General features: G+C 73.7%; 19 protein-coding genes. 15 read left to right on the forward strand and 4 right to left on the reverse strand.

The features are described from left to right. Positions 1-16 precede the first annotated feature (16 nt). Positions 17-1165, reverse strand: a complete 1149-nt coding sequence (locus tag BN3788_RS17400) for a glycosyltransferase family 4 protein (protein WP_234346708.1) — start codon at positions 1163-1165, stop codon at positions 17-19. Between the two features lie 170 nt (positions 1166-1335). Between BN3788_RS17400 and glgX the strand changes: the two genes are divergently transcribed. Genes glgX through treZ form a run of 3 tightly spaced genes read left to right on the forward strand, consistent with a single transcriptional unit; the run spans position 1336 to position 7867 of the window. Beyond that, the gene (glgX, locus tag BN3788_RS17405) at positions 1336-3528 is read left to right on the forward strand and encodes a glycogen debranching protein GlgX (RefSeq protein WP_066588897.1); all 2193 of its coding nucleotides are present in this window, start codon (positions 1336-1338) and stop codon (positions 3526-3528) included. Next, positions 3525-6074 (forward strand): malto-oligosyltrehalose synthase, encoded by a 2550-nt coding sequence (treY, locus tag BN3788_RS17410; protein ID WP_082813032.1) that lies wholly within the window; start codon positions 3525-3527, stop codon positions 6072-6074. Before glgX ends, treY begins: the two co-directional genes overlap by 4 nt. Then, complete coding sequence (gene treZ, locus BN3788_RS17415) at positions 6074-7867, forward strand: malto-oligosyltrehalose trehalohydrolase (protein ID WP_066588899.1); 1794 nt, start codon at positions 6074-6076, stop codon at positions 7865-7867. The genes treY and treZ overlap by 1 nt, the downstream gene beginning before the upstream one ends. 16 nt (positions 7868-7883) lie before the next feature. On the opposite strand, the gene zapE is transcribed toward treZ, so the two are convergent. Further along, the gene (gene zapE, locus BN3788_RS17420) at positions 7884-8918 is read right to left on the reverse strand and encodes a cell division protein ZapE (RefSeq protein WP_066588900.1); all 1035 of its coding nucleotides are present in this window, start codon (positions 8916-8918) and stop codon (positions 7884-7886) included. Positions 8919-9290: 372 nt separating this feature from the next. Here zapE and BN3788_RS17425 point away from each other — a divergent pair, with 372 nt between their 5' ends. From BN3788_RS17425 to BN3788_RS17470, 11 genes are all read left to right on the forward strand, one after another. Then, the gene (locus BN3788_RS17425) at positions 9291-10949 is read left to right on the forward strand and encodes a nitrite/sulfite reductase (protein ID WP_066588901.1); all 1659 of its coding nucleotides are present in this window, start codon (positions 9291-9293) and stop codon (positions 10947-10949) included. Beyond that, positions 10946-11110 carry a hypothetical protein gene (locus tag BN3788_RS19565; RefSeq protein WP_187138397.1) on the forward strand — a complete coding sequence of 55 codons (165 nt, stop codon included), beginning with the start codon at positions 10946-10948 and terminating at the stop codon, positions 11108-11110. Before BN3788_RS17425 ends, BN3788_RS19565 begins: the two co-directional genes overlap by 4 nt. Beyond that, on the forward strand, positions 11107-11799 hold the full coding sequence (locus BN3788_RS17430) for a phosphoadenylyl-sulfate reductase (RefSeq protein WP_066588902.1): 693 nt from the start codon (positions 11107-11109) through the stop codon (positions 11797-11799). Before BN3788_RS19565 ends, BN3788_RS17430 begins: the two co-directional genes overlap by 4 nt. Further along, positions 11796-12749, forward strand: coding sequence for a sulfate adenylyltransferase subunit CysD (gene cysD / locus BN3788_RS17435; RefSeq protein ID WP_066588904.1), 954 nt, complete (start codon positions 11796-11798; stop codon positions 12747-12749). The genes BN3788_RS17430 and cysD overlap by 4 nt, the downstream gene beginning before the upstream one ends. Further along, entirely contained in the window at positions 12749-14107 is a 1359-nt protein-coding gene (locus BN3788_RS17440) for a sulfate adenylyltransferase subunit 1 (RefSeq protein ID WP_082813033.1), read from the forward strand. Before cysD ends, BN3788_RS17440 begins: the two co-directional genes overlap by 1 nt. A gap of 36 nt (positions 14108-14143) precedes the next feature. After that, a complete protein-coding gene (locus tag BN3788_RS17445; RefSeq protein ID WP_066588906.1) occupies positions 14144-15262 on the forward strand; it encodes an ABC transporter substrate-binding protein in 1119 nt (372 codons plus the stop codon). 71 nt (positions 15263-15333) lie between these two features. Next, a complete protein-coding gene (locus BN3788_RS17450; RefSeq protein WP_390620167.1) occupies positions 15334-16065 on the forward strand; it encodes an ABC transporter ATP-binding protein in 732 nt (243 codons plus the stop codon). Continuing rightward, positions 16055-16975 (forward strand): ABC transporter permease, encoded by a 921-nt coding sequence (locus BN3788_RS17455; RefSeq protein WP_066588908.1) that lies wholly within the window; start codon positions 16055-16057, stop codon positions 16973-16975. The genes BN3788_RS17450 and BN3788_RS17455 overlap by 11 nt, the downstream gene beginning before the upstream one ends. Before the next feature lie 29 nt (positions 16976-17004). Then, complete coding sequence (gene cobA / locus BN3788_RS17460) at positions 17005-18267, forward strand: uroporphyrinogen-III C-methyltransferase (RefSeq protein WP_234346709.1); 1263 nt, start codon at positions 17005-17007, stop codon at positions 18265-18267. A gap of 9 nt (positions 18268-18276) precedes the next feature. Beyond that, positions 18277-19095, forward strand: a complete 819-nt coding sequence (locus BN3788_RS17465; protein WP_066588912.1) for a dihydrofolate reductase family protein — start codon at positions 18277-18279, stop codon at positions 19093-19095. After that, positions 19092-19580 carry a hypothetical protein gene (locus BN3788_RS17470; RefSeq protein ID WP_066588915.1) on the forward strand — a complete coding sequence of 163 codons (489 nt, stop codon included), beginning with the start codon at positions 19092-19094 and terminating at the stop codon, positions 19578-19580. Before BN3788_RS17465 ends, BN3788_RS17470 begins: the two co-directional genes overlap by 4 nt. Before the next feature lie 66 nt (positions 19581-19646). Here the strand turns inward: BN3788_RS17470 and BN3788_RS17475 are convergent, their stop codons facing one another. Both BN3788_RS17475 and gndA read right to left on the reverse strand, forming a co-directional pair. Next, entirely contained in the window at positions 19647-20885 is a 1239-nt protein-coding gene (locus BN3788_RS17475) for a carboxylate--amine ligase (RefSeq protein ID WP_108723882.1), read from the reverse strand. Then, positions 20882-22339 (reverse strand): NADP-dependent phosphogluconate dehydrogenase, encoded by a 1458-nt coding sequence (gene gndA / locus BN3788_RS17480; RefSeq protein ID WP_066588921.1) that lies wholly within the window; start codon positions 22337-22339, stop codon positions 20882-20884. Before gndA ends, BN3788_RS17475 begins: the two co-directional genes overlap by 4 nt. 152 nt (positions 22340-22491) lie before the next feature. On the opposite strand from gndA, the gene BN3788_RS17485 reads away from it, so the two are divergent. Continuing rightward, the gene (locus tag BN3788_RS17485; protein WP_066588924.1) at positions 22492-23076 is read left to right on the forward strand and encodes a DUF3000 domain-containing protein; all 585 of its coding nucleotides are present in this window, start codon (positions 22492-22494) and stop codon (positions 23074-23076) included. The last annotated feature ends 94 nt before the right edge of the window (positions 23077-23170 follow it).

A 23170-nucleotide genomic window follows, 5' to 3' on the forward strand; every position in this document is an offset into this window, starting at 1 on the left:
CGGCGCCAGGCCCGGGTCAGCGCGCCGGGCGTGCGGGCTCGGCGCCCGACGGCGAGCGGCGCCCCGCGGCGTCCAGCGCCCGCGTGTAGTGCGCGAGCACCGCCTGGCCGACGACCTCGACGTCGAACTGCTCGGCCGCCGCCGCCTGGCGCTCGCTCGCCATGCGGCGCAGCGCGGGGTCGGCCAGGTGCGCGGCCAGGGCCGCGGCGAACGCCGGGGCGTCCCGCGGGTCGACGAGCTGGTCCGTCAGCCCGGACATCACCGAGCGGTACCCGGGGTTGTCCCCCGCGAGCACGACGCCGCGGCTGGCCGCGAGGGCCTCCACGACGCTGATGCCGAAGCTCTCGCCACCCAGCGAGGGCAGCGCGACGATGTCGGCGGAGGCCAGCAGCGCCGCCTTGTCCTCCTCTGCGACGAATCCGGGGAACGCGACGACGTCGCCGAGCCCGAGCTCCACCGCGGAGCGCATCAGCCGCTCGCGCTGCGGACCCGTGCCCGCGAGGACCACCTCGAGGCCCGAGGGCAGCGCGCCCTGGCCCGCGAGCAGCCCGAGCGCGTCGAGGAGGGCGCCGGCGCCCTTGCGCTCGACAAGCCTGCCGAGGAAGACCACGCGCGGCCCGTCGCTCGGGCTGTGGGCGGCGAGGGCGGCCCGCCGGGCGGCGCGGAACGGCTCCAGGGCCACCGGGTTCGGCACGACCTGGCCGGCGACGCCGAACGCGCCGCGCATGAACTCCTCGGCTGCGCTCGAGACGGCGAGCACCGCGTCGAGGCGGCGCATCTGCCGGCGCTGGACGAGGCCCAGCACGTGGGTCGCGGCGCGCGCGGCGAACGTCAACGGCAGGATGTGGAACGTCACGACCACGGCGCTGCGCGCCGGCGCCCGGCGGATCACCCGCCCCGCGAGGAGCGGGCTGTACGGCATCTGCACGTGCACCACGTCGAGGTCCAGCGCGAGGGCGGCGTCGACTGCCCGCGCGGACGCCCACCCGGGGGTGCTCAGCCGGTTGCCGTTGAAGCGGACGCTCACGTTCCGCGCCAGGTTGTGCACCTGGGCGAGGTCGGGGCGAGTCGTCGTGGACGTCAGGTAGTGGACGTCATGCCCCTGCGCGGCGAGCCAGCGGCCGAGGGTCAGGACGTTCTGCTGCACCCCGTCGGGCCGGTCCAAGGAGTCGTCGATGACCAGGCCGACGCGCAGCGGGCGCGGCAGCGGGACGGGGAGCGAGGGCGAATCGGCGATGCGCTGATGCTAGCAACAGGGCCGCGACGGGCAGATCCGCGCGGGCGAACACCCACGTCATCCTGCGCATCGGATCGTGCGCTGGCACTCTTGGGCGCATGCAGATCTGGCCGGGGCGCCCCTACCCCCTCGGGGCGACCTTCGACGGCACGGGGACGAATTTCGCGCTGTTCTCCGAGGTGGCCGACCGGGTGGAGTTGTGCCTTGTCGACGCCGACGGGGTCGAGACACGGGTGGACCTCCCCGAGGTCGACGCGTTCGTGTGGCACGGGTACGTCCCCGCGCTGCAACCCGGCCAGCGCTACGGCTTCCGGGTGCACGGCCCGTACGAGCCCGCCGAGGGCCACCGCTGCAACGCGGCGAAGCTCCTGCTGGACCCGTACGCCAAGGCGATCGACGGGCAGGTCGACGGCGACCCGTCACTGTTCTCCTACCGGTTCGGCGCGGAGGACGAGCGCAACGACGACGACTCGGCCGCCCACACGATGACGTCGGTGGTGGTCAACCCGTTCTTCGACTGGGGCCACGACCGCCCGCCGCGGCACGAGTACCACGACAGCGTGATCTACGAGGCGCATGTGCGGGGGCTGACCCAGCAGCACCCCGCGGTGCCGCCCGAGCTGCGCGGCACGTACAGCGCGATAGGCCACCCGGCCATCGTCGAGCACCTCACCACCCTGGGCGTCACGGCCGTGGAGCTGATGCCGGTGCACCAGTTCGTCGTGGACCCCGGCCTGGTCGACAAGGGGCTGAGCAACTACTGGGGCTACAACACCATCGGGTTCTTCGCCCCGCACAACGGCTACGCCGCCTACCCCGAGGCCGGACAGCAGGTGCAGGAGTTCAAGCAGATGGTCAAGGCGCTGCACGAGGCGGGCATCGAGGTGATCCTCGACGTGGTGTACAACCACACCGCCGAGGGCAACCACCTGGGCCCGACCCTGAGCTTCCGCGGCATCGACAACGCCAACTACTACCGCCTGGTCGACGACGACCCGACCCACTACTTCGACACCACCGGCACGGGCAACTCCCTGCTGATGCGCTCCCCGCATGTGCTGCAGCTCGTCATGGACTCGCTGCGGTACTGGGTGCAGGAGATGCACGTCGACGGGTTCCGCTTCGACCTCGCCGCGACCCTGGCCCGCCAGTTCCACGAGGTCGACCGGCTCTCGGCGTTCTTCGACATCGTGCAGCAGGACCCGGTCATCTCCCAGGTCAAGCTCATCGCCGAGCCGTGGGACCTGGGCGACGGCGGCTACCAGGTGGGCGGGTTCCCGCCGCTGTGGTCGGAGTGGAACGGCAAGTACCGCGACACCGTCCGCGACTTCTGGCGCGGCGAGCCGTCCACCCTCGGGGAGTTCGCGAGCCGCCTGTCCGGGTCCTCCGACCTGTACGAGCACACCGGTCGCCGGCCCATCGCGTCGGTGAACTTCATCACCGCCCACGACGGGTTCACCCTCGCCGACCTCGTCTCCTACAACGAGAAGCACAACGAGGCGAACGGCGAGGGCAACCGCGACGGGGAGAGCCACAACCGCTCCTGGAACTGCGGCGCCGAGGGCCCCACGTCCGACAAGGAGATCCTGGACCTGCGCGCCCGGCAGCAGCGCAACTTCCTCACCACGCTGCTGCTGTCCCAGGGCGTGCCGATGATCTCCCACGGGGACGAGCTCGGGCGCACCCAGCAGGGCAACAACAACGTGTACTGCCAGGACTCCCCGCTGTCCTGGGTGGACTGGGACCTCGACCCAGGGCGCACCGCGCTGCTCGACTTCACCCGCCAACTCGTCAAGTTGCGCCGCGAGCACCCCGTGCTGCGCCGTAGGAGGTTCTTCGCGGGCGCGGCCGAGCATGGCGGCGAGTCCGACCTGCGGGACATCGCCTGGCTCACGCCCTCCGGCGGGCACATGGAGGAGTCCGCGTGGCAGGCGGACCAGGCGCGGGCCGTGACGGTGTTCCTCAACGGCGAGGCCATCGCCGAGCCTGACGCGCGCGGCGAGGAGATCATCGACGACAGCTTCCTGGTGCTGTTCAACGCCCAAGCCCAGCCGATGACGTTCACGCTGCCACCCGACGAGTACGGCCCCACCTGGACTGTGGTCGTCAACACCGGCGGCCGATCCGACGAGGAGGCCGCGGTCGCGGCGGGCACGAGCCTGGAGGTGGCGGCCCGCTCCGTCGTGCTGCTCCCCCGCCCGCCAGTCGCCGCGACGCTCAGCGCCGAGGGCCAGGGCTCAGCCGCCCAGGCGAGCGCCGACGCCCGGACCGCGCGGAGGCGGCGCGCATGAGCGGGGAGGCGGCACGGGTGGCGGCCACGCCCGACGCGGAGCCCTGGGCCGGCACCCCAGCACGCCACATCCCCGGGCCGGGGCGGCCCGTCCCCGTCTCGACGTACCGCCTGCAGCTCGGGCCCGCCCTCACCTTCGCCGACGCCGCCGAGCAGGTCCCGTACCTCGCGTCCCTCGGCGTCACCCACGTGTACCTGTCGCCCGTGCTGGCCGCCGCGCCGGGCTCCGCGCACGGCTACGACGTGGTGGACCACAGCACCGTCTCCGAGGTGCTCGGCGGGATCGACGGGCTGCGGGCGCTCGCGGCCACCGCGCGCGCCGCCGGCCTGGGCCTGGTGCTGGACATCGTGCCCAACCACATGGCGGTGCCCACCCCCGCGTGGCACAACTCCGCCCTGTGGTCGGTGCTGGCCCAGGGGCCCGCCTCGCCGTTCGCGCGCTGGTTCGACGTGGACTGGACGGCCGGCGAGGGCGCGCTGCTGATGCCCGTGCTGGGCGACCGGATCGGCGCCGTGATCACCCGTGGCGAGCTGGCCCTCGACGAGATCGACGTGCCCGGCGCGGGCCCGCAACGGGTGTTGCGCTACTACGACCATGTCTTCCCGCTGCGGCCCGGCACCGAGCATCTGCCGCTGGCCGAGCTGGTCGAGCGCCAGCACTACCGCCTGGCGTACTGGCGGGTCGCGGACGAGGAGCTGAACTACCGGCGCTTCTTCGACATCGACACCCTCGCGGCAGTGCGCGTCGAGGACCCGGAGGTCTTCGACGCCACGCACGCGCTGATCCTGGAACTGGTGCGGGACGGGACTGTCGACGGGCTCCGGGTGGACCACCCCGACGGCCTGGCCGACCCGGCCGGCTACCTGGAGCGGCTGCGGGAGCGCACCGACGGCGCCTGGGTGGTCGTCGAGAAGATCCTGGAGGGCGACGAGGAGCTCCCGGCGGGGTGGGCGACGGCCGGGTCCACCGGCTACGACACGCTGTGGCGCGTCCAGCAGGCCTTCGTCGACCCTGGCGGCGCCGCCGAGCTGGGCGCGCTCATGCACCGCCTGACGGGCGACACGTCCGACGCGCTGCCCGCGATCATCGAGGAGTCCAAGCGCGAGGTCGTCGCCGGCCCCCTGTACGCCGAGGTGCACCGCATCACGGACCTCGCGGCGGACATCTGCCACGACGACCTGCGACTGCGGGACCACACCTGGCGCGCGCTGCACGACTGCCTCGCCGAGCTGCTGGTCGCGTTCGACAGGTACCGGGCCTACGTGGTCCCCGGGCAGCCGCCGGACGACGCGTCGCTCCAGGCGATGCAGGCCGCCCAGCGCCGCGCGGCCGAGAGGCTGCCCGCGGAACGGGCGCCCACCCTCGAGGTGGTGGTCGAGCTCCTGCTCGGACGGGAGGCCGGCAGTGCGGGCCGCACCCGGGAGGCGCAGCGGGACGAGCTCGTCGTGCGGTTCCAGCAGACCTGCGGGGCGGTGATGGCCAAGGGCGTGGAGGACACCGCGTACTACCGCTGGACGCAGCTCGTGTCGCTGTGCGAGGTCGGCGGGGAGCCTGAGCGCTTCTCGCTGGCGCCCTCCGAGCTCGCGTCGTGGGCGGCGCGCGCCGGGCGCTGGACCCCGCTGGGCATGACGGCCTCGACGACGCACGACACCAAGCGGACCGAGGACACCCGCACCCGCATCGACGTGCTGTCGGAGCTGCCGCATGAGTGGGCGGCCCTCGTCGAGGAGCTCAGGGAGCGGTCCGCGCCCTACCGCAGCGCGCTGCTCGATGGGCGCACCGAGAACCTGCTGTGGCAGACGCTCGCGGGCACGTGGACCGAGGACGGCCCCATCGCCGTCGACAGGCTCACGGACTACCTGCTCAAGGCGGTGCGGGAGGCCAAGACGCACACGTCGTGGGTGGACCCGGACGCCGAGTACGAGGACGCCGTGGTGGTGACGGCCCGCGCGGCGCGCGCCGACCCCGCCGTGGGGGTGCTGCTCGCCGGGTGGGAGGAGCGCACTCGGCCGGCGGTACGGGCCGCCACCCTCGGCGCGAAGCTCGTGCAGTTGACACTGCCGGGCGTCGCGGACGTCTACCAGGGCACCGAGGCGCCCGTCGTGGCGCTCGTCGACCCCGACAACCGCCGACCGGTGCCCGCCGCCGAGCTCGCCGAACGGCTGCGCCGGCTCGACGCGGGTGCGGGCGCGCGGGACCTCGCCGACGAGAAGCTGTGGGTGACCGCCCAGGCCCTGCGCACCCGACGCGACCTGGCCGACGCGTTCACCGGGCCGCACGCCGGCTTCGTGCCGCTCGCGCACTCCTCCGACCACGCCCTGACGTTCGCGCGCACCACTGCCGGGCAGGCCCGTGTGGTCGTGGTCGCCACCAGGCTCGCGGCCTCCCTGGACCGCCTCGGCGGCTGGGGCGAGCACACCGTGGCACTTCCCGAGGGCCGGTGGCGCGACGTCCTCACCGACCGGCGCACCGAGGGCGGACTGCGCCGAGTCGCCGACCTGCTGCAGAAGCTGCCCCTCGCCCTGCTGGTCCGGGCGGAGGACTAGTGCGGCCGCGCGTGTGGGCGCCCCGGGCGCGGGAGGTCGCGCTCGACCTGCCGCGTGAGGGCCGCCGCGTCCCGCTGCGGCAGGCCGGCGACGGCTGGTGGGAGGCCGATCTGGACCTCGCCCCGGGCGTCCGCCACGCCTACGCGGTGGACGGCGCTCCCCCGCATGCCGATCCCCGCGCCGAGCGGCTCCCCGAGGGCGTGCACGGCCCCGCCGAGGCCTTCGACGCGACGGCGTTCGCCTGGACCGACACCGGATGGCTGGGCCTCGACGCGCGCGGCGCGATCCTCTACGAGCTGCATGTCGGCACGTTCACCGAGCGGGGCACGCTCGACGCGGCGATCGAGCATCTCGACGACCTCGTCGCCCTGGGCGTCGACATGGTGGAGCTCATGCCGCTCGCCTCCTTCAACGGCGAGCACGGCTGGGGCTACGACGGCGTGTCCCTGTACTCGGTGCACGAGCCCTACGGCGGCCCGCGCGCGCTGCAGCGCTTCGTGGACGCCGCGCACGCCCACGGCATGGGCGTGTGCCTCGACGTGGTCCACAACCACCTGGGCCCGTCCGGCAACTACCTCGGCGCTTTTGGGCCCTACCTCACCGACGCCCACCACACGCCGTGGGGAGCCGCGGTCAACCTCGACCAAGACGGCTCCCACGAGGTGCGCCGATGGATCTGCGACAGCGCGCTGCGGTGGCTGCGCGACTTCCACGTCGACGCGCTGCGGCTCGACGCCGTGCACGCCCTGGTGGACGACTCCCCCCAGCACCTGCTCGCCCAGCTCTCCGTGGAGGTCGCCGACCTCGCCGCCGAGCTGGGCCGCCCGCTGTCGCTCATCGCCGAGAGCGACCTCAACGACCCCGTCGCGATCCTGCCCGTCGCACAGGGCGGCTGGGGGATGACAGCGCAGTGGGCCGACGACGTGCACCACGCCATCCACGCGCTCGTCACCGGCGAGCGGCACGGCTACTACGTCGACTTCGGCTCCCCGCAGACGCTCCGCAAGGCCCTCACCCAGGTCTTCGTGCATGACGGCGGCTGGTCGGCCTTCCGCGGGCGGCATTGGGGGCGGCCGCTGCCACCGGGAACCGACGGCCACCAGTTCGTCGTGTCCGCCTCCAACCACGACCAGGTCGGCAACCGCGCTCTCGGCGACCGGCCCTCCGCGCGGCTGGATCCGGGGGCGCTCGCGGTCGAGGCCGCGCTCGTGCTGCTGTCCCCGTTCACGCCCATGCTCTTCATGGGCGAGGAGTGGGGCGCGCGCACGCCGTGGCTGTACTTCACCGACCACCCCGAGCCCGAGCTCGCCGACGCCGTCCGCTCGGGGCGCCGCGGGGAGTTCGGCGGCCACGGGTGGGAGGAGCTGTACGGGGGTGTGGTGGAGCCGCCCGACCCGCAGGCCCGATCGACCTTCGAGGCGAGCCGCCTCGACCGCGGGGAGCTGCGCGACGCCGGCCACGCGCGCCTGCTGGACTGGCACCGGCAGCTCATCGCGCTGCGCCGCGCGGAGCCGGAGCTGTCCGCGGGGGATCTCACGGCCACCCGGGTGCGGTTCGAGGACGCTCCGGCGGACCAGGCATCGTCGGGCTGGCAGGGCTGGCTGGTCGTCGAGCGCGGCGGCGCGCGCGTCGTGGTGAACCTGGCCGAGGAGGAGCGGCGCGTCCCGCTCCAGTCGAGCCGTCCGCTCGAGGTGCGCGCGGCGTGGTCGCCGGTGCGCGTGGAGCCGCCAGCGGCCGATGACGAGTCTGGCCATGTCGTCCTGCCCGGGCGCAGCGTCGTCGTCCTGGCGTGAGCCCGGCGTCCTCCGGCTACAGCAGCGCGCGGCCGGCCTCGGCGAGGGAGCCAAGCCGTGACAGCGCACGGTGGTACTTCTTGCGGTAGCCGCCGCGGAGCATCTCCGGGGTGAACAGGTGCTCGGCTCCCCCACCGCCGAGCAGCACCGGCACGTCCCGGTCGTAGAGGCGGTCCACCAGCACCACGAGGCGCAGCGCCACGTCCTGCGCCTGCACGGGGCCGACGCCCGTGACGGCGACCAGCCGCACGCCGTCGAGCAGCGCGCCGTAACGGCTGGGGTGCACGGTGGCGAGATGGGCGACGAGGTCGGCGAAGGAGTCGAGCGTGGCCCCGGGCGCCGAGGCGGCGGCCCGCCGGACGGCGTCGTCGTCGAGGCCGGCGCCACCTGTCGACAGCGCGCGGTGGCGGTAGTCCTCGCCGTCGACCCGCAGCACCTCGAAGCGGTCGGCCAGTGCCTGGATCTCGCGGAGGAAGTCGTCTGCGGCGAAGCGCCCCTCCCCCAATGAGCCCGGGAGCGTGTTCGAGGTGGCCGCCAGGGCGACGCCCCTGTCGGCGAGCTCGCGCAGCAGCCGGGCCATGAGCACCGTGTCGCCCGGGTCGTCGAGCTCGAACTCGTCGATGCACACCAGGCGGCGCGCGGCGAGGGCCTCGACCGTGGGCAGGAAGCCCAGCGCCCCGACCAGGTTCGTGTACTCCACGAACGTGCCGTACGCGGTCGGCCCGCCCACGGCATGAGCCAGCGAGGCCAGCAGGCGGGTCTTGCCGACGCCGAACCCCCCGTCCAGGTAGATCGCCGGCGGGGCGCCCGCTCGCCGTCGCCGCCACCAGGAGCCGGAGCGCCCGCCGGTCAGCTCGCCGGCGACCGCGCGCAGCCGGTCGAGCACCGCCTGCTGGCTGGGGTAGGAGGCGTCGGGGCGGTAGGTGGCGAAGGACTCGTCCGCGAAGTGGCGCGGGGGCACGAGCTCGGCCAGGAGCCTGTCGACGGGGACCTGGGGCCGCCGTGCCGCGAGGCTCGCCGGCTGGGTGGCGGGGGCGTCCGTCGATGTCACGAGCGCTGAGCCTACGGGGCGCCGCACGGGGCGAGGGTCACGAGCGCTGAGCCTACGGGGCGCCGCACGGGGCGAGGGCGGGTGGCCACGCGGGCCGTCCCGGTTGTCGGGCACCGAGTCTCACCATGCGGGCACGGGCTGCCATCTGCCACCTGGCTCTGTCAGCCTCATATGGTGCATTCGTCCCCGTGTGTCCCGCAGCGCCACCTTCGTGGTGACGCCGCGGCGTGCTGTCGGGCCCTGTGCTGTCTGGGCGCCTGTCCTCGGAGCGCGTGACTCGCTCGTCCCAGTTGTCGGGCGCGCGGCGCCCGCACCGCCGCCCACGGGTGGCTGACGAGCCCGCACGTCCCCGAACCCCGGAGGTGGCGCCAGATGGCGCAGACACGGATCGCCCCACCGGCGACCAGAGACGAGGGCCAGTGGGCCTTCGGCTCGCATGAGCCCCAGAACGCCAACGAGCGGTTCAAGCAGGAGGACGACGGGCTGAACGTCCGCCGCCGCATCGAGCAGGTCTACTCCCAGCAGGGCTTCGCCTCCATCTCCCCCGACGACCTGCGCGGACGGATGCGTTGGTGGGGCCTGTACACCCAGCGCCGCCCCGGCATCGACGGCGGCCGCACCGCGACCCTGGAGCCGCATGAGCTCGACGACGAGTACTTCATGCTGCGCGTCCGGTGCGACGGCGGCGCGCTGACCACCCAGCAGCTGCGGACCATCGCCGAGATCTCCCTCGAGCACGCGCGCGGCACCGCGGACATCACCGACCGGCAGAACCTGCAGCTGCACTGGGTGCGCATCGAGGACGTGCCCGCCATCTGGCGCCGCCTCGAGGCCGTCGGTCTCAGCACCCAAGAGGCGTGCGGGGACACCCCCCGCGTGATCCTCGGCTCGCCCGTGGCCGGTGTCGCCGCCGACGAGATCATCGACGGCACCCCCGCGGTCGAGGCCGTGAGCGCCAGGTTCGTGGGCAACCCCGACTTCTCCAACCTGCCGCGCAAGTTCAAGACGGCCATCAGTGGCTCCCCGCACCAGGACGTCGCCCATGAGATCAACGACGTGTCGTTCGTCGGCGTGCTCCACCCCGAGCTCGGCCCCGGCTTCGACCTGTGGGTGGGCGGCGGCCTGTCCACCAACCCCCGGCTCGCCGTCCGCCTGGGCGCCTTCGTCACGCTGGAGCAGATCCCCGACGTGTGGGCCGGCGTCGCCGGGATCTTCCGCGACTACGGCTACCGCCGCCTGCGCTCGCGGGCGCGCCTGAAGTTCCTCGTCGCCGACTGGGGCCCCGAGGTGTTCCGCCAGGTGCTCGAGGGCGAGTACCTGGAATACGCGCTGCCCGACGGCCCGGCGCCACCGCCGCCGCCGTTCGCGCGCCGCGACCACGTGGGCGTGCATCCGCAGACGGACGGCCGGTTCTACGTCGGCGCCGCGCCCCTCGTCGGGCGGACCCCCGGAGCCATGCTCGCCGCCGTGGCCGATCTCGCCGAGCTCTGCGGATCGACGCGGGTGCGGCTGACCTCCGAGCAGAAGATCGTCGTGCTCGACGTCGCCGCCGACCAGGTCGACACGCTGGTCGACGGCCTCGAGCGGCTCGGACTCCCCGTGCGCGACGCCTCCACCTTCCGGCGCGGCACCATGGCGTGCACCGGCATCGAGTTCTGCAAGCTCGCGATCGTCGAGACGAAGGCCCGGGGCGCCGAGCTCGTCGCCGCCCTCGACGAGCGGCTGCCCACGTTCGACCACCCCCTGACCATCAACCTCAACGGCTGCCCCAACTCCTGCGCGCGCATCCAGGTGGCCGACATCGGCCTCAAAGGCGCGCTCGCAGGCGGCGAGGACGGCTACCAGGTGCACCTCGGCGGCGGGCTGGGGCTCACCAGCGGCATGGGCCGCACGCTGCGCGGCCTCCGGGTGCCCGCCGAGCAGCTCGCCGACTACGTCGAGCGCGTCGCCCGCCGGTTCGACGCCCAACGCCACGAGGACGAGCTGTTCGCGCACTGGGCCCTGCGCGCGGACGACGAGGACCTGCGGTGAGCGCCGGCGTGGACGCCGGCCAGCGGGCCGTGCCGTACTACTGCCCGTTCTGCGCCGGGGAGGACCTGCGCCCGGCTGGCGAACGGCATGGCGAGTGGGAGTGCCGCACCTGCGCGCGCGTCTTCGCGGTGCGCTTCGTCGCCCTGGCGGCGCCCCGATGAGCGCGACAGCCGACCTGCGGGACACGGCCCTCGCCGCAGGAGCCGAGCTCGAGTCCGCGCACCCCCTCGACGTGCTCGCCTGGGCGCACGAGGCCTTCGGCGACGGGCTGGTCGTCGCGTCGTCGATGGCCGACGAGATCCTCGTGCACCTGGCGTCGCGCGCCGCGCCCGGCGTGGACGTGCTGTTCATCGACACGGGCTACCACTTCGCCGAGACGATCGGCACCCGTGACGCGTTCGCGGCGACCACGCCGATCACGGTCCGCACCGTCCTGCCGCAGCAGACCGTCGCCGAGCAGGACGCCGAGCACGGCGCCCGCCTACACGCCCGGCGCCCCGACCTGTGCTGCGCGCTGCGCAAGGTGGAGCCGCTCGAACGCGGCCTCGGCCCGTACCAGGCGTGGGTCACCGGCATGCGCCGCGAGGACGCGCCGACCCGCACCGACATCCCGGTGGTCGGCTGGGACGAGCGCCGCTCCAAGGTGAAACTCAACCCGCTCGCCGCCTGGACGCAGGACGACGTCGACGCCTACGCCGCCGAGCACCAGGTGCTGCTCAACCCCCTGCGGCAGATCGGGTACACGTCCATCGGCTGCGCGCCGTGCACCCGGGCGGTGGCGCCCGGCGAGGACGCCCGCGCCGGGCGATGGTCAGGCCAGGAGAAGACGGAATGCGGGTTGCACCTATGACGTCCACGACATCCATCCCGACGGCCCCCGCGCCACCGGCTACGGCGGGAGCCCCGCATGCGCTGAGCCAACTCGACGTGCTCGAGTCCGAGGCCGTGCACATCTTCCGCGAGGTCGCCGGCGAGCTCGAGCGCCCGGTCCTGCTGTTCAGCGGCGGCAAGGACTCCATCGTCATGCTGCACCTGGCCCGGAAGGCGTTCTGGCCGGCGCCCGTGCCCTTCCCCGTCATGCACGTCGACACCGGCCACAACTTCCCCGAGGTCATCGCCTACCGCGACGACACCGTCGCCCAGCACCGCCTGCGGCTGGTCGTCGCGAGCGTGCAGGAGTCGATCGACACCGGCCGGGTGCGCGAGCTGCCCAGCGGGTCCCGCAACCCCCTGCAGACCGTCCCGCTGCTCGACGCCATCACCGCCCACCGCTTCGACGCGGTCTTCGGCGGCGGCCGCCGCGACGAGGAGAAGGCCCGCGCCAAGGAGCGCGTGTTCAGCCTGCGCGACGCGCTCGGCCAATGGGACCCCCGCCGCCAGAGGCCCGAGCTGTGGGACCTGTACAACGGCCGCCACAGCCCCGGCGAGCACGTGCGGGTGTTCCCGCTGTCGAACTGGACCGAGCTCGACGTGTGGCGGTACATCGAGCGCGAGCGAATCGAACTGCCGTCCATCTACTACGCGCATGAGCGCGACGTGTTCGCCCGGGACGGCATGTGGCTCACCGCCGGGGACTGGGGCGGGCCCCGGCCCGACGAGCCCGTGGAGCGGCGCACCATCCGCTACCGCACCGTCGGCGACATGAGCTGCACCGGCGCCGTCGACTCCACGGCCCGCACGGTGGCGGACGTGATCGTCGAGGTCGCCGCCAGCCGGCTCACCGAACGCGGCGCCACCCGGGCCGACGACCGCGCCTCGGAGGCCGCCATGGAGGACCGCAAACGCGAGGGGTACTTCTGATGGGCACGCAGACGACCACACCGCAGGCCAGCGGGCTCCCCGGCGCGACCGGCGCCCATCGGCAGCGCGACCTGCTGCGGCTGGCCACCGCCGGCTCGGTGGACGACGGCAAGAGCACGCTCATCGGGCGGCTGCTCTACGACACCAAGTCGGTGCTCGCCGACCAGCTCGCGGCCGTCCAGAAGGCCAGTCACGCCCGGGGCGGCGAGGCCGTCGACCTGGCGCTCCTCACCGACGGGCTGCGCGCCGAGCGCGAGCAGGGCATCACCATCGACGTGGCCTACCGGTACTTCTCCACCGCCACCCGCGCGTTCGTCCTGGCCGACACCCCCGGACACGTGCAGTACACGCGCAACATGGTGACCGGCGCCTCCACAGCCGAGCTCGCCGTCGTGCTCGTCGACGCACGCCGCGGCGTGCTCGAGCAGACCCGCCGGCACGCCGCCCTCGCCGCGCTGCTCCGGGTGCCGCACATCGTCTTGGCCGTCAACAAGATGGACCTGGTCGACTACGCGGAGGACGTCTTCACCGAGATCGCCGACGAGTTCGCCGCCTACGCCGCGCGCCTGGGCGTCCTCGGCGTGCGGGCCATCCCGGTCTCGGCGCTCGCTGGCGACAACGTCGTCGAGCGCTCGGCCCGGATGCCGTGGCACACCGGCCCCACGCTGCTCGAGCACCTGGAGCAGGTCCCGGTGCTCCGCGACCCGGCCACCGAGCAACTGCGCTTCCCCGTGCAGTACGTGATCCGGCCGCGCACCCCGGAGCATCCCGACTACCGGGGCTACGCGGGCCGCGTCAGCTCGGGGGTGGTGGCGGTCGGCGACGAGGTCGCCACCGTGCCGGGCGGCGGCCGCAGCAGGGTGGTGGGCATCGACACGTTCGACGGCCCGCTGGGTCTGGCGCACGCCCCGCAGTCGGTGACGCTGCGGCTCGAGGACGACCTGGACGTGGCACGCGGCGACGTGCTGGTGACGGCCGGGACGCCCGCGACGGTGGGCACGGACCTGCGCGGGACGGTGTGCTGGCTGGCGCAGACCCCGGGAGCGCCGGGCCAGCGGGTTTTGGTCCGCACCGGGACGCGCACAGTGCGCGGGGTGGTGCAGGAGGTCGGCGCCCGGCTCGACGTGGACACGCTCGAGCTGGAGCCCTCCTCCGGGTCGTTGACCCTCAACGCGATCGGGACGGTGCGGGTGCTCCTCGCCGAGCCGGTGCTGCTGGACGATTTCGCCGAGCACCGCCGCACCGGCACGTTCCTGCTGGTCGACCCGTTCGACGGCACGACGCTCGCGGCGGGCATGGTGGGCCGCTCGCCGTTGGCGGACGCCGTCGAGCTGTCGGGGCGATGTCGGGAGCAGTGACCTGCTCCCACATCCATGCCCTCGAGAGGAACTGACATGCCCACGACCCCGCACGCCCGCACCCGCACCCGCACCCGAGCCCGCCGCGCCGCGCTCTCCGCAGTCCTGATCGGCGCGGCCGCCGCGCTGGCCACCGCCTGCGCGGCGCTCGACACCCCCGCCGCCCAGGAGGCCGACGCCACGGGCGGCGGCGAGGCCGCCGAGCTGCGCCTCGGCTACTTCGCGAACATCACCCACGCGATCCCGCTGATCGGGGTGGCCGACGGGACGTACGCCGAGGCCCTGGGCGACACCACGCTCACCACCGAGATCTTCAGCGCCGGCCCGGCGGCGGTGGAGGCGCTGTTCGCCGACGGGCTGGACGCGACGTACATCGGCCCGAACCCGGCCATCAACGCGTTCGCCAAGTCCGACGGGGAGGCGGTGCGGATCATCGCCGGGGCGACCTCCGGCGGCGCCCAACTGGTGGTGCGGGAGGGCATCGACTCCGTGGAGGACCTGCGCGGCGCCACCCTGGCCACCCCGCAGGTGGGCAACACCCAGGATGTGGCGCTGCGCGCCTGGCTGCTGGACAACGACCTGCGCACGTCGGTGACCGGTGGTGAGAACGACGTGCTCATCGCCCCGCAGGAGAACGCCCAGACCCTCGACCTGTTCAAGCAGGGGTCGCTCGACGGCGCCTGGCTGCCGGAGCCGTGGGCGTCGCGCCTGGTCGTCGAGGGCGGCGCGAAGGTGCTGCTGGACGAGAAGGACCTGTGGCCGGACGGCGACTTCGTCACCACGCACCTCATCGTGCGCACCGAGTTCCTGGAGAAGTACCCCGAGACGGTCGCCCAGCTGCTCGAGGCGCATGTGTCCACCGGCGAGTGGATCGCCGAGCACGACCAGGAGGCAGCGCAGGCGGCCAACACCGCCATCGAGGGCCTCACCAGCAAGAAGCTCGGCGACGACGTGCTGCTGCGCGCCTGGTCGAACCTGCGCCCCACGAACGACCCGGTGGCGGGTTCGCTGCAGACGTCAGCCGACCACGCGGCCGAGGTCGGGGTCTCGGACAAGGTCGACCTGAAGGGCATCTACGTCCTCGGACCGCTCAACGCGATCCTCGCCGAGCGCGGGCACGAGCCCGTCTCGGCCGCAGGGCTCGGGACGGAATGAGCGTGCGCGAGGTCCCGGCGCCCACCCTCGCCCCGGCGCGTCCTGCGCCGGGGCGCCCGGCCCGGCCCCCGGTGCGGCTCACGCAGGTGAGCCACCACTTCGGCGACACGACCAGGCCCCCGGTGCTCGACCGCATCGACCTGGTCGTGGAGCCCGGCGAGTTCGTGTGCCTGCTCGGGGCGTCCGGCTGCGGGAAGTCCACGCTGCTCTCCCTGATCGCGGGGCTCGACTCCCCCACCTCGGGGACGGTGGAGGTGGGCGCCCGCCGCCCGGCGCTGATGTTCCAGGAGCCGGCGCTCTACCCGTGGCTCAGCGCGGGGCGGAACATCGAGCTCGCCCTGCGGCTGCGCGGCGTGCCACGCGCCGCGCGGCGGGCGGAGGCCGAGCGGCTGCTGAGCCTCGTGCACCTCGATGGGGCCCACGCGCGTCGCGTCCACGAGCTCTCCGGGGGCATGCGGCAGCGCGTGGCCCTCGCCCGGGCACTGGCCCAGGAGGGCGAGGTACTGCTCATGGACGAGCCTTTCGCCGCCCTCGACGCCATCACCCGCGACGTCATGCACTCCGAGCTCACCCGGATCTGGCAGGAGACGGGCCGGTCGGTCGTCTTCGTCACCCACAACGTGCGCGAGGCCGTGCGGCTCGGGCAGCGCGTCGTGCTGCTGTCCTCGCGTCCCGGCCGGATCGTGCGCGAGTGGACGGTGCCGATCCCGCAGCCGCGCCGCATCGAGGACCAGGCCGTGGCCGAGCTGTCCGTGGAGATCACCGACCACCTGCGAGCGGAGATCGCCAGCCATGCCCGCTGACCCGTCCACCACCACATCCGCGCCGCCGGCGCCGGGCGCGCCGTCCACCGTCGCGCGCGATCTCGAAGCTGGCCTCGACGCCCTGGAGACCGCCGTCGAGGCGACCCGCACACCCTGGTGGGCGGCGACCTGGCGCGCCTTCTGGCCCACAGCCGCCGCCCTGCTCGTGTTGCTGGGCCTGTGGCAGGTCCTCGCGGCGTCGGGCATCAAACCGTCCTACGCGCTGCCGCGACCCCTCGACGTGTGGCACACCCTGGTGGAGGCGACCCAGGACGGGTCCGCGCTGCGAGCGGCCACGCTGAGCCTGCAGCGCGGCGGCCTCGGCTTCCTGGCCTCCGTGGTCGTCGGCGTGGCCCTCGGCACCGCGATGGCCACCCTGCCGCTGCTGCGCCGCGCGCTCGGCCCCCTCGTCACCGGCCTGCAGTCGCTGCCGTCCATCGCGTGGGTGCCGGCCGCGATCATCTGGTTCCAGCTCAGCAACGCCGCGATCTTCACGGTGGTGCTGCTGGGCGCCGTGCCGTCCATCGTCAACGGCCTGCTCGCGGGGGTCGACCAGGTGCCGCCGCTGTACCTGCGCGTGGGCCGGGTGCTGGGCGCCAGCGGGTGGAGCCGCATCCGCCACGTCCTGCTCCCCGCCGCCCTGCCGGGCTTCCTGGGCGGCCTCAAACAGGGCTGGGCCTTCGCATGGCGCTCGCTCATGGCCGCCGAGCTCATCACCAACACCCCGCGCCTGGGCGCCGGGCTCGGCCAGCTCCTCAACCTGGGCCGCGACACCAGTGACATGTCACTGGTCATCGCTGCCATCCTGTTGATCTTCGCGGTGGGCATCCTCATCGAGCTCGCCGTGTTCACCCCACTGGAGCGGCGCATCCTGCACGCCCGCGGCCTGACCGGTCTGAGCGGAGGCTGATCCCGATGCCCGCACCCGAGGATCCCCCCATGCGCCACGCGGTACTGCTGGACCTGCGCGGCCGCGACGTGCTGGTGGTGGGGGGCGGCCCCGTGGCCGCGCGCCGCACGGCCGCCCTGGTGCAGGAGGGCGCCCGGGTGCGGGTCGTCGCCCCGCAGCTCTGCGAGGACCTCGAGGCCCTGGCCGCAACGGGCGCCGTGCGCCACGAACGCCGCGGCTACCAGCCCGGCGACGTCGCCGGCGCCTGGTTCGTGCACACCGCCACCGGCGACCGCGCCACCGACGCGGCCGTCGCCGCCGAGGCCGCGGCGGCCCGCGTGTGGTGCGTGCACGCGGGCGACGCCGCCCGCTCCACCGCCTGGACCCCCGCCGTCGCCCGCGCGGGGGATGTCACAGTGGCCGTCAGCGCCGGCGGCGACCCCCGCCGCGCCGCCGCCCTGCGCTCCGCCATCTCCACCCTCCTCGACACCGGCGGCCTGCCGTTGCGCCGCCATCGCCCCAGCCCTGGCCACGTCGCGCTCATCGGCGGCGGCCCCGGCGACCCCGACCTCATCACCGTGCGCGGACGCCGACTGCTCGCCGAGGCCGACGTCGTCGTCGCCGACCGCCTCGGCCCCCGCGCCCTGCTCGACGGGCTCCCCCACGACGTCGAGGGCATCGAGGCCGGCAAGTCCCCCCACGCGCACCCCCTCACCCAAGCGCAGATCAACGAGGTGCTCGTCGAGCGCGCCACCGCGGGCCAGCGCGTCGTGCGCCTCAAGGGAGGCGACCCGTACCTGCTCGGCCGCGGCGGAGAGGAGGCCCTCGCCTGCCGCGACGCCGGCATCTCCGTCGAGGTCGTCCCGGGAGTCACCAGCGCGTTCGCCGTCCCCGCCGCCGCCGGCATCCCCGTCACGCACCGCGGCCTCGCCCGGCAGGTGACCGTCGTCTCCGCCCACGACGACGCCACCGACTGGGGCGCCCTCGCCCGCCTCGACGGCACCCTCGTGCTGCTGATGGGCGTCGCCCACCTCGCCGAGCACACCGCCGCGCTCATCAGCCACGGCCGCTCGCCGCGCACACCCGTGGCCGTCGTCGAGCGCGGCACCCTCGCCGAGCAGCGCACCACGCTGGGCACGCTCGCCGACATCGCGGGACTGGCCGCCGCCCGCGGCGTGACCTCCCCCGCCGTGGTGGTGGTCGGCGAGGTGGTCGCGCTCGCGGTTGAGCTGGGCAGTGTCGATGGCTCATCCGCCAAGGAGCCCGGGAAGGCCGCGGACGAGCCCGCTGGCGGCCCGCCGCCACGTCGCTAGCCTGGCCAGATGCCCGATCCCACGCCCACGCTCGACGTCCTGCTCCCGCTCGACCGCGCAGGCGAGCGCCTCGCGCCCGAGGGCGACGAGGCGAGACTGAGCGGGTTGTACGCCCACCCGCTGCCGTCGTCCGGCAGGGACGCGTATGTGCGCGCCAACATGGTCTCCACGCTGGACGGCTCGGCCACCGGCGCGGACCACGTCTCCGGGTCGATCAACAACCCCGCCGACTACCGCGCGTTCACCGTGCAGCGCGCCTGGGCCGATGTCGTGCTGATCGGCGCGGGCACCGCCCGAGCCGAGCGGTACCGGGCGCTGTCGGTCCCGGCAGGCCTGGCGTCAGCCCGCGCGGCCCGGGGCCAGCGTCCCGGCCTGGAGCTCGCCGTGGTGACCGCGTTCGGGGAGCTGCCCGAGGCCTTGTTCGACTCCCCGCAGGCTCCCCTGATCGTCACCGTGGCGGATCGACCTGGGCTCGACGACCTTCGGGGACGCGTGGGCGCCGACAGGGTGATCGTCGCCGGGACCGGCCGGGTCGATCCCGCTGCCGTGGTCACGCAGCTCGCCGATCGGGGCCTGCGCCGGGTGCTCGCCGAGGGCGGCCCGCATCTCCTCGCCGAGCTGGTCGCCCGGGGCGTCGTGGACGAGCTCTGCCTGACGACGAGCCCGTTGCTGGTGGGCGGGGACGCCCCCCGGGTGCTGGCCGGCGCGCCCTGGCTGGCGCCCCCTGTCGACGCCGTGCCTGCGCATCTGCTGCATGCCGACGGGACGCTGCTCGGCCGGTGGTTGCTGAGCGCGCCGTCGGGGCCGCCACTAGGCTCGCAGCCGTGACAGACACCGTTCTCGTCCTCACGGAGGACTCCCTCGCTCCCGTCGACGTGGAGCACATCCTGCAACTGCACCAGGGCCAGGAGCTCGCCTACCGGGTGCTCGTGCCCGCGGACACGGAGCGCAACCTGCTGGTGTCCCTGGTGGACAACCTGAGCATGGGCGAGCTGCGCGAGGCGCTCGACGTGGTGCTCGGCCGGGAGCCGTCGCCCACGCAGGCGAAGGCCACGGCCGCCGAGCAGCTCGCCACGAGTCTGGCGGCGTTCGCCGACGCAGGCCGCGACGCCACCGGCACGGTCGTCGACGACGACCCGCTGCCGGCGCTGCGCGCGGCCGTGAGCGCCGGCGGCGTGCGGGAGATCGTCGTCGTCACGTACCCGCACGCGCTGGAGGACACGTTCCGCCGCGACTGGGCCTCCCGGGCCCGCGAGGAGCTGAAGGTGCCGGTCCTGCACCTGTACTCGGGCACCAGCGAGATCGTCGACTGACGCAGACAAGGGCCGGGTCGCCTGTCGCGACCCGGCCCTTGTCACGCCTCGGTGGGAGGCGTGTCATCAGAAGCCGGTGCCCGTGACCTCCGGGTAGTACCGGCGGAACTTGCGCACCTGGTTGAGCAGCGCGGCCGCGACGTACGCGAGTCGGCGCGGCGATCCATCCTTGGCGTAGCGCAGCGGATGCACGACCTTGCCGGCGCGGATCAGCCCCTGCACCTTCGCCCGCAGCGCGGGGTCCAGCACGTACTTCAGCAGGAGGCTGTTCGGCAGGATCGAGTACAGCACCTCCTCGTCGACGATCATCGGCTCGACGGCGCGGCCGTCGACCCGGTCCGCGACGAGGAAGCGCATGGGGTTGGCCCCCGCGGCCGTCACGTAGTAGTTGTTCCGGCCGATGCGGGGGTTCACCTCGAAGAAACGGAACGAGCCGTCACGCGGGTCGACCTTGACGTCGAAGTTCGCGAACCCGATGTAGCCGGTGGACTTCAGGAAGTGCCGGGCCTGGTCGAGCATCGGCTCGATCCGGGTGGTGACCATCGCGGCGGGGTTCCCGAGCCCGGACGGCGTGTGCTCCTCCAGCAGGACGTGCGCCGAGCACAGCAGGGTCGTCGATCCACGGCTGTCGACGTAGGCGGTGATGGACCGCATCTGCGTGTCGTCGCCAGGGATGAGCTCCTGCACCACGAACCGTCCCCGGAACCCGGCTGCGCGCAGCGAGGCCCACAGCTCGTCGAGCTCGGCGGCCGTCTGGATCTCGAAGACCTTCTTCTTGCCGGCGAACTCGACATCCTGGTAGTCGGCGCTGCTCGCTGCCTTGGCGATGAGCGGGTAGGCGATGTCCACCGGCTCCGGCTGCCAGCCGTCCTCCCCCGCGCCCGCGAAGTCCTGCACCAGGGTGCGGGGCACGCTGATGCCGAGGTCCTGGCAGATCTCCGCGAACGTCGCCTTGTCGGAGATGCGCTCGAGCAGGTCCGCGGAGAGGAAGGGCACGACGTAGTGCGGCTCGAGCTCGGCCCGGTGCTGCACCACGACGCGGACCAGCCAGTCCGAGTTGGCCATGAGCACCAGGCGCTTGTCGGGGTGCTCGGCGGCCACGCTCAGCAGCCGGTCGACGAGCTGCCGCGGGTCGTGCCCGTCCTCGACGAGGACGTTGTCGATGATCTGCGAGTGCGCGACGGGGCCGAGCGCGGCCCCGCTCACGACGATGGACCGCACGCCGTAGGCCTCGTGGAAGGACCGCGCGAGCGCGTAGACGCCGATGTCGGCGCCCAGGATGACGGGCTGGACCTGCTCGCTCACGCGGTGTGCTCGGCGCGGTCGCCGGACCACTCGGTGTGGAACGTGCCGTCCTTGTCGGTGCGCCGGTAGGTGTGCGCCCCGAAGAAGTCGCGCTGCGCCTGGATGAGCGAGGCAGGCAGCCGCTCGGCGCGCACCCCGTCGTAGTAGGCCAGCGAGGACGAGAACGCGGGGGTCGGCACCCCGGCCAGTGCGGCCTGGGACACCACCCGACGCCAGGCGCCCACGCCGTTGCCGACGGCGCCCGCGAAGTACGGGTCGGCGAGCAGCAGCGGCAGCTCGGCGTCGCGCTCGTACGCCTCGGTGATGCGGTTGAGGAACCGGGCGCGGATGATGCAGCCGCCGCGCCAGATGCGGGCCATGGCGCCGCGGTCGATGTCCCAGCCGAACTCGGCGCTGGCGGCCGCGATCTGGTCGAAGCCCTGCGAGTACGCGACGACCTTCGAGGCGTACAGCGCGAGGCGCACGTCCTCGATGAACGCGTCGCGGTCCGTCACCTCGAACGGCGTGGTCTCGGCGGGCAGCACGCCGGCGGCGGCGGCGCGCTGCGGCACGGAGCCGGACAGGGCGCGCGCGAACGTCGCCTCGGCGATGCCGGTGATCGGCACGCCCAGGTCGAGGGCGTTCTGCACCGTCCAGCGGCCGGTGCCCTTCTGCTCGGCCTGGTCGAGCACGATGTCGACGAACGCCTGCCCGGTCTCGGCGTCGACATGGCTCAGCACGTCCGCCGTGATCTCGATGAGGAAGGACTCGAGGTCGCCCTCGTTCCAGGTGCGGAAGATCTCGCCGATCTCGGCGGCGGAGGCCCCCAGCCCCTGCTTGAGCAGGTCGTAGGCCTCGGCGATGAGCTGCATGTCGGCGTACTCGATGCCGTTGTGCACCATCTTGACGAAGTGGCCGGCGCCGTCGGGGCCGACGTAGGTGCAGCACGGCGTGCCGTCGACCTTCGCGGAGATGTCCTCGAGGATCGGGCCGAGCACCTCGTAGGAGTCACGCGAGCCGCCGGGCATGATCGACGGGCCGAGCAGTGCGCCCTCCTCGCCGCCGGAGACGCCGGTGCCGACGAAGTGCAGCCCGTGCTCCTTGAGCTCGGCCTCGCGGCGGCGCGTGTCGGGGAAGTGCGCGTTGCCGGCGTCGATGACGATGTCACCCTCGTCGAGCAGCGGGATCAGCTCGGAGATGACGGCGTCGGTGGGGCCGCCGGCCTTGACCATGATGACGACCTTGCGGGGACGCTCGAGGGACGCGACGAAGTCGGCCATCGACTCCGACGGCACGAAGGCGCCCTCGTCGCCGTTCTCCTCGATCAGCGACTGGGTCTTCGCGTAGGAGCGGTTGTGCACGGCGACCGTGTAGCCGTGCCGCGCGAAGTTCCGCGCGAGGTTGCGCCCCATCACTGCCAGCCCGGTCACACCGATCTGGGCTGTTCCTGCGGGGGCGGTTCCTGCTGCCGTCATGCGCGGTTGCTCCACTTCGTCGCTTGCCGCCCGGCTTGTCGGGCGGCGCGTTGGGGGGTTCCTACCGAGCGCAAGCCTAGCCGCGTGCCAAGTGGCACGACGCGGCGTGCCGTACCGCAAGACCACGAGGGCGCGCCCGTACGCTCGCAGGCGTGATCCCCCCCAGTCCGGATGAGGTCCCCGTCGAGTTCGTCCGAGCGTTGAGGTCCTTGCGCGGCGTGCGGATGCGCCCCGAGATCGAGCTCGACGAGGTTCCCGGCCCCGCGCGCGTCGCGCCGTTCAGCGCCGCGCTGACCGCAGAGGTCCGCTCGGCGCGACGCGACCCTGAGGCGGCGGAGCTCGCCACCGGCCGGTTCGTCGTGCTGCACGACCCGGAGGGCCAGGAGGCGTGGGACGGCCAGTTCCGCCTGGTGACGCTGGTGCGCGCCTCGCTCGAGGCCGAGGTCGGGTCCGATCCGTTGCTCGCGGAGGTGGCGTGGAGCTGGTTCCGCGAGTCGTTCACGGGAGTCGGGGCCCGTGCGCACGCTGCGGGCGGCACCGTGACCCGGGTGCTGTCGCAGAGCTTCGGGGCCCTGTCCGAGCGCCCCGACCAGGTCGACCTGGAGCTCCGGTTCAGCTGGACCGCCCAGGAGGACGATCTGGCCCCGCACCTGCGCGCGTGGAGCGCGTTGCTGTGCAGCGCCGCAGGGCTGCCGCCGCTGCCCGCCGGGGTCGTGCCGCTGCCGCGGCGCCGCTGAACGGCACTCCCCCGGCGCGTGCGACGACTGGTCGCACGTGCCAGCACCGCAGTGACGACTTCCTGTGACGAGCTGCGTCTGAGGGCTCAAGGTC

The organism is Cellulomonas timonensis, assembly GCF_900046455.1.
Lineage (GTDB): Bacteria > Actinomycetota > Actinomycetes > Actinomycetales > Cellulomonadaceae > Cellulomonas_A > Cellulomonas_A timonensis.

What these genes read in the sequence shown, in the direction of transcription:
- glgX (WP_066588897.1), top strand. Translation starts at nt 1,336, where the DNA reads ATGCAGATCTGGCCGGGGCGCCCCTACCCCCTCGGGGCGACCTTCGAC.
- treY (WP_082813032.1), top strand. Translation starts at nt 3,525, where the DNA reads ATGAGCGGGGAGGCGGCACGGGTGGCGGCCACGCCCGACGCGGAGCCC.
- BN3788_RS17425 (WP_066588901.1), top strand. Translation starts at nt 9,291, where the DNA reads ATGGCGCAGACACGGATCGCCCCACCGGCGACCAGAGACGAGGGCCAG.
- BN3788_RS17430 (WP_066588902.1), top strand. Translation starts at nt 11,107, where the DNA reads ATGAGCGCGACAGCCGACCTGCGGGACACGGCCCTCGCCGCAGGAGCC.
- cysD (WP_066588904.1), top strand. Translation starts at nt 11,796, where the DNA reads ATGACGTCCACGACATCCATCCCGACGGCCCCCGCGCCACCGGCTACG.
- BN3788_RS17440 (WP_082813033.1), top strand. Translation starts at nt 12,749, where the DNA reads ATGGGCACGCAGACGACCACACCGCAGGCCAGCGGGCTCCCCGGCGCG.
- BN3788_RS17445 (WP_066588906.1), top strand. Translation starts at nt 14,144, where the DNA reads ATGCCCACGACCCCGCACGCCCGCACCCGCACCCGCACCCGAGCCCGC.
- BN3788_RS17455 (WP_066588908.1), top strand. Translation starts at nt 16,055, where the DNA reads ATGCCCGCTGACCCGTCCACCACCACATCCGCGCCGCCGGCGCCGGGC.
- cobA (WP_234346709.1), top strand. Translation starts at nt 17,005, where the DNA reads ATGCGCCACGCGGTACTGCTGGACCTGCGCGGCCGCGACGTGCTGGTG.
- BN3788_RS17465 (WP_066588912.1), top strand. Translation starts at nt 18,277, where the DNA reads ATGCCCGATCCCACGCCCACGCTCGACGTCCTGCTCCCGCTCGACCGC.
- gndA (WP_066588921.1), bottom strand. Translation starts at nt 22,339, where the DNA reads ATGACGGCAGCAGGAACCGCCCCCGCAGGAACAGCCCAGATCGGTGTG.